Origin of the sequence: Psychrobacter sp. D2, assembly GCF_013608135.1 — a bacterium.
GTDB lineage: Bacteria > Pseudomonadota > Gammaproteobacteria > Pseudomonadales > Moraxellaceae > Psychrobacter > Psychrobacter cryohalolentis.
The window spans coordinates 457,866-467,035 of the sequence record NZ_JACDXZ010000002.1 but is presented as its reverse complement, the minus strand read 5'-3'; the positions used below and the strand labels follow the sequence as shown (position 1 = coordinate 467,035).

General features: G+C 36.9%; 10 protein-coding genes. 4 read left to right on the top strand and 6 right to left on the bottom strand.

Annotated elements, in window-relative coordinates; genetic code table 11:
- The first annotated feature begins 116 nt into the window (after positions 1–116).
- The 3 genes from H0262_RS04705 to H0262_RS04695 all read left to right on the top strand — a co-directional run bounded on the left by H0262_RS04705 (position 117) and on the right by H0262_RS04695 (position 2,074).
- Entirely contained in the window at positions 117–1,184 is a 1,068-nt protein-coding gene (locus H0262_RS04705) for a DUF475 domain-containing protein (protein WP_011513117.1), read from the top strand.
- A 186-nt stretch (positions 1,185–1,370) separates the two neighbouring features.
- Positions 1,371–1,895, top strand: coding sequence for a TIGR00645 family protein (locus tag H0262_RS04700; RefSeq protein ID WP_149409159.1), 525 nt, complete (start codon positions 1,371–1,373; stop codon positions 1,893–1,895).
- 35 nt (positions 1,896–1,930) lie between these two features.
- Positions 1,931–2,074: a DUF411 domain-containing protein gene (locus tag H0262_RS04695; protein WP_181209858.1), complete on the top strand. Its 144-nt coding sequence runs from the start codon at positions 1,931–1,933 to the stop codon at positions 2,072–2,074.
- Positions 2,075–2,257: 183 nt separating this feature from the next.
- Here H0262_RS04695 and H0262_RS04690 read toward each other — a convergent pair whose 3' ends face one another.
- From H0262_RS04690 to H0262_RS04665, 6 genes are all read right to left on the bottom strand, one after another.
- Positions 2,258–2,605 (bottom strand): hypothetical protein, encoded by a 348-nt coding sequence (locus H0262_RS04690; protein ID WP_227672994.1) that lies wholly within the window; start codon positions 2,603–2,605, stop codon positions 2,258–2,260.
- 398 nt (positions 2,606–3,003) lie between these two features.
- Positions 3,004–3,459: a MerR family transcriptional regulator gene (locus tag H0262_RS04685; protein WP_011514111.1), complete on the bottom strand. Its 456-nt coding sequence runs from the start codon at positions 3,457–3,459 to the stop codon at positions 3,004–3,006.
- 150 nt (positions 3,460–3,609) lie between these two features.
- Complete coding sequence (locus tag H0262_RS04680; RefSeq protein WP_259275400.1) at positions 3,610–4,404, bottom strand: hypothetical protein; 795 nt, start codon at positions 4,402–4,404, stop codon at positions 3,610–3,612.
- 153 nt (positions 4,405–4,557) lie between these two features.
- Positions 4,558–6,003, bottom strand: coding sequence for a YjiH family protein (locus H0262_RS04675; RefSeq protein ID WP_181209856.1), 1,446 nt, complete (start codon positions 6,001–6,003; stop codon positions 4,558–4,560).
- A 50-nt stretch (positions 6,004–6,053) separates the two neighbouring features.
- A complete protein-coding gene (locus H0262_RS04670; protein WP_181209855.1) occupies positions 6,054–7,013 on the bottom strand; it encodes an arginase in 960 nt (319 codons plus the stop codon).
- Positions 7,014–7,259: 246 nt separating this feature from the next.
- The gene (locus H0262_RS04665; RefSeq protein ID WP_181209854.1) at positions 7,260–8,360 is read right to left on the bottom strand and encodes an ornithine cyclodeaminase; all 1,101 of its coding nucleotides are present in this window, start codon (positions 8,358–8,360) and stop codon (positions 7,260–7,262) included.
- 168 nt (positions 8,361–8,528) lie between these two features.
- On the opposite strand from H0262_RS04665, the gene H0262_RS04660 reads away from it, so the two are divergent.
- Positions 8,529–8,960: an Lrp/AsnC family transcriptional regulator gene (locus H0262_RS04660; protein ID WP_010199089.1), complete on the top strand. Its 432-nt coding sequence runs from the start codon at positions 8,529–8,531 to the stop codon at positions 8,958–8,960.
- Positions 8,961–9,170 lie beyond the last annotated feature (210 nt).

Genomic DNA, 9,170 nt, shown 5'->3' with positions numbered 1-9,170 from the left:
AATACTTTATATTTTATTAAAAATCACACATGGAAAAGTGGCTAGCGATAGCCACTTTTTTTATGCTGCGTCTATAATAGACAACCTTAGCTTTACGCAACCAGACAGGATGTGTCATGAGACATTTTTATTTAGACTTCATCTTCACAGCTATCGCATTGATGGTAGCTGCATGGTGGGGATATTCACATGGCGGTATGGGCGGTTTGATAACCACCCTTTCTATTACTGCTATTTTGGCCGTTATGGAGATTTCATTATCCTTTGATAATGCGGTGGTCAACGCCTCAGTCCTCAAAGGCTGGGACGAATTTTGGAAAAAGATATTTTTAACCGTTGGTATTTTAATTGCTGTATTTGGTATGCGCTTGGTATTCCCAATTGTCATCGTTGCGGTTACCGCAGACCTTGGCATGATGCAAGTGATAGATTTGGCATTGAACGATCCTAAAGAATACTCAGCAAGACTGATGGCGCATCATGCTGAAATATCAGCCTTTGGTGGTATCTTCTTGTTACTTGTCTTCTTAAACTTTATCTTTGATGATAAAGAAGTGCATTGGTTTAACTGGCTTGAGAGCCGCTTAGCAAAGCTTGGCAAAGTGGATGCCATGAGCGTCTTCGTTGCGCTTATTGTCTTGATGTTTGCTGTATCTTGGGCCAGTGCGGAGCAAGCTTCTGCCGTACTGATTGCGGGTGTTTGGGGTATCTTGGTCTATCTTGGTGTCCAAGTTATCTCTGGTATGCTCGAGGGTGACCTTGAGGAAGACTTAGAAAATGAAGAGAAGGGTTCAGGCGCCGCAGCGACCAGCGCGATTATGAAGGGCGGTATTATCGGTTTCTTATACTTAGAAGTTCTTGATGCTTCATTCAGTTTCGATGGTGTGATTGGCGCATTTGCGATTACCAATGACGTTATTGTGATTATGCTTGGTCTGGCCATTGGTGCCATGTTTGTGCGTTCGATGACTATTTTCTTGGTAGACAAAGGCACACTTGATGAGTTCATCTATCTAGAACATGGTGCGCATTATGCCATTGGTGCTTTGGCAATTATTATGCTGCTATCAGTGAAATTCCATGTACCAGAGATTATTACTGGTTTGATTGGTATTGCCTTTATTGGTTGGGCATTGCTTGCTTCACTTAAGCATCGCAAGCAACAAGCAAAGGCGATTACTTAGTGTTGATTTTGTCTTACGTTTAAACGCTACGTTCAAATTAAGAAAAAGCGCTTTGGTAGAAAATCGTAGTCATGACAGGTTATATCAAGCGATTGGTATGACCTGTCTTCTGTCACGGATCACTTTCTATTGCCTAAGATAAGCATCTTATTTTATAACGCATATTCCCAAAAACAAGAGATATACATGCTAAAGAAAGCTGAACAAACATTAGAGAAAACAATATTTAATAGTCGTTGGCTACTAGCCCCATTTTATTTGGGTCTAGTGATCGGTATTATTCTACTATTTATCAAGTTTTTCCAAGAACTATGGCACATGATTACCCATGTGTTTACTGCTTCTGAAGCCGATGTCATCGTCGGCACGTTGGCTCTTATTGACATGTCACTGGTCGCAAGCTTATTACTCATCATCATATTTAGTGGCTATGAGATCTTTGTCTCAAAAATTGATACAGGTGATCATGAAGATCGTCCTGAATGGATGGGAAAAATCGATTTTTCTGGTCTGAAACTTAAAGTAATCGGTGCCATCGTTGCCATTTCTGCCATTGATCTTCTCAAATCATTTATGGATATACCCAAAGAGATGAGCGATGCTGATGCTGATGTATTGATGTGGAAAGTGATTATCCATATGACGTTTGTATTATCTGGCTTGTTGTTTGCTTTGATGGATAAGATTGTTGGTGATACTAAAAAGCACTAAAAAATCTTTCAGTACAAAGTGTAGTGGCATAATATATGGCACAGTTTTTAGAGAATCCACCCGTACAAGCAATGAGTCTTGTTGTACCGGGTATGCCTGTCGGTAGCCCCAGTATGGAGTATAAAGATAAGTTTGAACCGTATCAGATTATGCAGCGTAATAAGGATAGCATCACCTAAGTCTACGCAGATATCGACTCGGTTCAGCAGAAATTATAGTCGGGTAGATATTTTTCCTATTGTCTGAATCTAATCGCTATAAACCAAGAGTATCCATTCAATTAATTGGTGAATTGAATGGATACTGATCAGAGGTTTTACTCTTTTTATATATAGACTTCATAGCTGTGAATGCCATAATCTTCAACTGGTAATTTTACGAACCAATAAAGTAAGTTTGTCTTTGCCATTATCAACTGTAGCTTCCTTATCATAGGCGACGGTCGTTTCATGTTCCGCAACATCATCACCAACTTTAAGAGCCGTAACGACTTTAGCCGTATGTTTATTATAGGGCTTTACTGTCAGGTTATACTGAAACTCAGTGTCAACAGCGATCGATGCCATCTCTTCAGCATTTACAAGCATCACAGGTGAAGCAATTAACTCACCATCTTTAAATACAGAGGTAGAAACTTTATAAGCATCAGCAGCAAAGCATGATCCTGACGCCAACACGGTAGCTACTAACAAACCTAATTTTACTTGCATCTTAATTTCCTTATTTATAATCAATGTATAGTCAATTCCAAATAAAACAGATACGTTATGTTCCAACGCAGTACTGGTATAAATTTTTCTGGCGTGCTGTGACTACGCTGACAGAGGCTGCGTAAAATTCATCCCAGTCCTACTGTATCGCTTTAATACTGAACTCACTATAACTATTCGACAATATTTATAGCCCACTAAAAGTCTGATATTTCATGCATTCTATAACGGAAGCGCTATATCTTGAAAGTGGGACATTACTTATGTAGCGCAGTCGCTGTCTCTTTTAGCTAAGCAACTGCTTCACTTAGTTAGTTTCTATAGGTTTGATATACATCTGCAGGTATTCACGAAAAAAACAGTCAGCCTTCAAGTTTGTGAAGTTAGGCAAACTTGAATTAATACGGCGTATCATTTGGCAGCAGCTCCGCTATTCGTTTTTGCCATTCATCTTTAGAAAGAAGCGTATTATTATTTGATTTCATTTCTTCTAATACCCTATAACGAGTAGTAAGCTGATTAATGACATTGGTAAGAGCCGCTTGTTCGCTTTTCGCTTGAGCAAGCTTTTCAGAAACGGCAAGCATTCGTTTATCGATACTGAAATTGCCATCGTAATAATCATTAAGACCATTCTTAATTTCATTAAGACTAAAACCGACAGCTTTTATGTTTTTAATTATTTCGATACGCTCAATACATTCTGGATGAAACTCTGTATATAATCGTGACCCTGCCTGACGCTTACGAGATCTCAGCAATCCCAATTCATCGTAATGGCGAATAGTATCTTTAGTCGTATTGGCTTGTTTTGCCAATGCCCCTATCAATAAAAAGGCTGGATCAGATTTCATATAATAATCTCGAAAAGGTACGTTTGTCTTATTTCAGACAAGTATACCTCAATGAAACCAGTGTAAACCGACTTCTTCTATCTAGAGTCATTTGCCATAACATTTCTCATGGAAAGAAGTGCGGTTCACGAGCCATGTCATGGTATTCCTTTATGTAATTTCATAACCATTTTCAATTAATACTTTATAGATTTCTAGAACCTCATCTAGAATCTTTGTAGCCATAGTGTCATCTTTCATCATTTGCCACGGCTTACTAGAGCTTCTCCAATCGAAAGGCTCAAACTTGTCCTTAGCTGGCCACCAGCTAGAACTTTCAAACTGCTTATTTTTAATATTCTCGTTTAGTAAACTTTTTATTCTACTTTTATGTTCACTTGCAAATTCAGAATGTCTGAATCTTCCTAAAAATCTTACGCCTAAGCTTGGTTTATTATAATAATCTTGAAATTCAAAACAAATAATTCCAATATTTTCTATACTTCCGAAGCTGAATTTTTCATACTTATTATCTACTTTCATATTTCTTAGAATAAGTTTTTGAGGATAGCTTTTAGCATTTAGGTATAAATCTAATTTAAGCTTTCCGACAAACTCTTTTTTCATTTTTTCAACATTATTATGGAAAGCCAGACTAGCCTCTATAGTATTCTTATTTCGTCTCATAATTTCTAAAGCTGTTTTACACTCATTCATATCTCCAACCTCCGTAAACTGTTTTTTCTTGATACTTGTCTGTGAGGTAATATTGATGTTCTTAGAGACCGCGTCCTTGCGCATATGGTTACCCATTCTTTTTGTGCTGATAATGCTAAAGCTATCCAAATTATTTTGCCATATAGCATGGTATAAATTAAAGCCGGCTCTATGGGTCAAATCGGTGTCTTGGCACGGATAATAGCGACCAAACTTATGCAGTTGTAGTTGGTCAGATACCTGTTGCATAATGTATGATTGACCTTGCAAAATGACGATCTTGTGAGTAGCTTGATATTGATAGCAAAAGACCACCTTGATAAGTGATCTTTTGTTGCTTATTCTTTTTTTCAGATATTCTTTTTTTCAGATATAGTGCATTTAGTTTTCATGAAACCCTATTTAAAAAATCATATGAGCACATAATGCAATAATTGGTAATGAAATAATGGTTCTTAATAGAAAAATTATTAATAACTGAAAAAAGCTTACTGGAATTTTGGTTCCTAAAATCAACCCGCCTACTTCTGACATATAGATCAATTGAGAAACTGACAAGCAAGCGATGACAAACCGCGTTAACTCTGATTCTATTGAAGAGCCGATAATCGCAGGCAAAAACATATCTGCGAAACCCACCATAATGGTTTTTGACATTTCTGCTGCAAAAGGTATATTCATTAATTCTAAGAATGGAATAAACGGCATACCTAAATAATCAAATACAGGTGTTTCTTCTGCAACGATTAAGCCCATCGTCCCGATTGCCATAACAACAGGCAATATTCCGATCCACATATCCAAAATATTTTTTAACCCATCATTTAAGAAAGTAAAAAAGCTTGGACTCTTTTCTGCTTTGTGAACGGCTTTATGTAAACTATGGGTAAATAACGTTTTTCCTTCAGGAATGGTTTCATGATCTCTATCACTATTTTCTACTACATACGTATTGTCAATTCTAGATAAAGGCAATAACCTTGGTACTATTAAAGCACAAACAATCCCGCATAAAGCAACCACCCCAATCATATTGAGGAAGTAGCTTTCTAGCTTAACCTGAGAGATGACGACCAAACAGAATGTAATCGAAACTGCTGAAAAACTGGTAGCAATAACAGCTGCTTCTTTTTTAGTATAAAACCCACCTTCCAATTGTTTATCAGTTAATAATACGCCAATAGTGCCATCACCCAACCATGATGTTAGACAATCTACAGAGGACCTACCAGGCAAACCAAATAGAGGTCTCATTACTTTACTTAATAAAACACCAAAAAATTCCAATAAGCCAAAATCAAGCAATAACGGTAGCAGTAATCCAGCCAAAAAAAACACAATAAAAAGTATTGGCATTAACTCATATAATATTAACCCACCGATATTATCTGAATATATAAATTCATAACCATACTTAAAATAGGTAACGACAGCAAAAAACGCACCAAGCATTCTAATAACAAGCCAAGGTGTTGTAACGTTCAGTAAGTTATTTAAAAATGCATTATTTAGAATAAATGAAGGTTTCATTATTTTAGTATATAACGTACAACACAGTGTAATCATAATGGAGATTACAACAAACAGTGGCAAAAGGCTGCCCATATAACCTTGTATATAATCCTTTAAGACAGAGATAGGAATGGTAAATCCTTCTGCATATGATACAAATTTACCATCTACATAGGGAATTGGAAATACGAAGAGCAACAAACCGATTATAGAGGGTATAAAGAATTTTAAAAATTGTCTGATACTGATACTGATACTGCTGACAGCTTGACTTGAAGCATTGGCTTTAATAATGTCCATATTATTTTTACTCGCAGTCCATTTTTTAACTAGCATAAATAGATTTTTTTATGCTAGATTCTTTAACTCATTTTAAATAATTTATACTAATAGTTATTTAAAAGAGACTGTGTCACTTTTTCTAAGATTTTAAATATTCTTGTTGAGTCATCTTTTGAATTGTTATACAAAGGATTGATTTCTGCCATTTCCCAACAGCATACTTTCTTATTCTTGATTAATTCTATGTTAAGTTGCATGGCTTGTTCATATGACAGACCATTCATTGCAGGCGTACCGGTTCCTGGCACATACAAAGGGTCAACGCTATCAACATCAAATGAGACATAAATGTGATCACAATATTCCAATTTTTTGAAGATTTCCTCTACTGTGGAACTGATTCCTTTCTGAGTTATCTCAGCAACACTATATAAAGGAATTTTATGCCTTCTAATTAAATCCATTTCTTCTTCTTGATAGTCTCTAACGGCACAAAAGACCACATTTTCTGGCTTGATTGAGGGTTCGCTTGATGCCATGAACTTTAATTTTTCCCAATACTCTGTTTCTTTTTCAGAAAGCTCATTGCGCTGGCATTCTAAATTGTCAATGGCACACGCCATCGCTAAAGGCATGCCATGCATGTTTCCTGACCCACTGGTATATGGTGAATGAAAATCAGCGTGTGCATCTATATAGACCACACCAATTTCAGCATCAGGATGCGCCATTTTTAGACCATGCATCGTTCCTGCACAGCTAGAATGATCTCCAGCTAAGACAATGGGGAATTTATTCTCATTTCTTATATCTTTTATTTTGTGTGCTAACTTAGAGATAATCGGTTCAATCACATCAGCATATTTTGCATGCGCAAATTGTGATTCCCCTTCACTGTTGCTATTATCCTCAATACTGTCAAATTGCAATTTTTCAAAATAATCTGCATTAAGTTCTTTTGATGATGCTTTTAATGCATCAATACCTAAAGAGGCGCCTTTTTTATATCCTGCGATATCTGAATAAACTTCTACTATTCTTATATTTTTCATCATATCAGTCATGATTTTGTCTCTATTAAATAAAATAATTTTTACATCATTTAAATTAAATTCATTTTTATATATTAAAGCTATTGAAACTAGCAGATAGATTTAAAAAATAAAAATATCCACAACTGTCCAAGAGCCATACTAAATATAGAAAAAATTTAAAAAATGATGTTAGTTTTAAACGTTATAAAAAATGAGAAAGGCTTATCATTTTTTTGTACTAATTACTGTTGTATCAATAGCGATTGTATTAATCACTTACGACATAGCCACAGATTCAGCTTCATTCGTCACTAGGCTATGATCTTTGCTATGTTCTTTCACTACCGAATATAAGTTTTTAGGGTCAGCTTGCTGCGGGATCAGATCTAAAATCTCATACCCTCCCTGCTCTCTGATCAAGTCGCGTAAAAACACCAACGCTGTAAAGTCTTCTGATGCAAAACCAACACCATCAAATACGATGAGATCATCAGCTGACGTTCGAGCTTGCACTTCACCTTTGAGGATGCGATGAAATTCAGTAACAGGGAAATCGCTTGATAAATTTTGGATCTCTCCCTCAATGCGTGTTTGAGGCTCAAACTCTACAATCACATGATCTGCTCGCATTAATATATTGCTATCCAGCTCTGTCTTACCAGGACAATCACCGCCTATCGCATTGATATAAACACCTTTTGTAATTATATCGTCTCGTAAAATAGTGGCATTGGTTTTGTCAGCCGTACAGGTAGTAATGATCTCTGCACCTAAGACAGCTTCTTCTAACGTGCGACAAACAATCACTTTCAAACCTGAGTCTGAAAGGTTATCAGCCGTTTTCTGCGAGGCTGCTGGATCAATATCATACAAACGAACTTCTGAGATACCCATGATGGCTTTCATACCCAAAGCTTGAAATTCAGACTGAGCGCCGTTTCCTATTAGCGCCAGTTTGGTAACGCCCTTTGGCGCGCAATATTTGGCTAACATAGCTGATGTGGCAGCCGTACGTAATGCCGTCAGGATACACATCTCTGTCAGCAAAATAGGATACCCAGTTTCGACGTCAGACAAGATACCCATCGCCGCTACGGTCTGCAAGTTTCGTTTGGTATTGATTGGGTGACCATTGACATATTTACAAGCAAACATCTCTCCATCGCTGACTGGCATCAACTCGATGACACCGTCTTTTGAATGCGACGCAAAGCGAGAAGATTTTTCAAATTGATCCCAACGAAGATAATCTTGCTCTAAAGCATCCACTAGATCTGTAATGCATTGCTCAACACCATACTCATGAATCATTTTAGCCATCGCTTGTACACTAACGAATGGCACGCCTTCCTTGGGTGATACGATAAATTTAGACATTAATGCTATTCCTTTTCATGAATATTGTTTGTTGAACCGACAATTAATATCGTACCAACTATAATTGTCAGTTAAAATGTCAATAACTTATTAAATATGGACGTATTTTTGACATATTGTTAAGTACTACTTAGCATAATGTCAAAATTCAATGGAGGAAGCATTTTTATGGCGTATTACACTTATGATTCTTTAGATAGCGAACTGATATCTGAACTTCGACAAGATGGTCGAGCAACCATCTCAAACCTTGCTAAAAAACTCAAAGTTTCTCGTGCCACTGTCCAAAACAGATTGGATAGACTGATGCATAACGGCGCTATTTTAGGATTTACGATTCGAGTGCATGAAGCACTAGATAAAGAAACCGTCAAAGCGATGATGATGATTGAAGTAACAGGAAAGTCTACGTCACAAGTGATTAGGAAACTGCGGGGTATCCCGCAACTGATTAAGCTACATACGACCAATGGGGCGTGGGATTTGGTCGCAGAGATACACACTACAAGCTTGAGAGAATTTGATGAAGTGCTACGTCAAGTCAGAGAGATTGATGGCATTCTGAATAGCGAAACCAGTGTTCTGCTTTCGAGTTTGTAATATAGCTATACCCAGAAAAACATGTTCAGCGCAGCCAAAGGTTCAATTCCCTTGTGAGGACTTGAATCTTAGGCTGTAAGCTAAGGGTATCAATGGTTTGTGTAGTGGCATAATAAAACTGGACAGCTTCTAAGAGGTTAGATAAACCCAAAGAAGGAAAATAGCATAACCAATAAACGCGACCAATATATCCAAGAATTCAAACTTGAA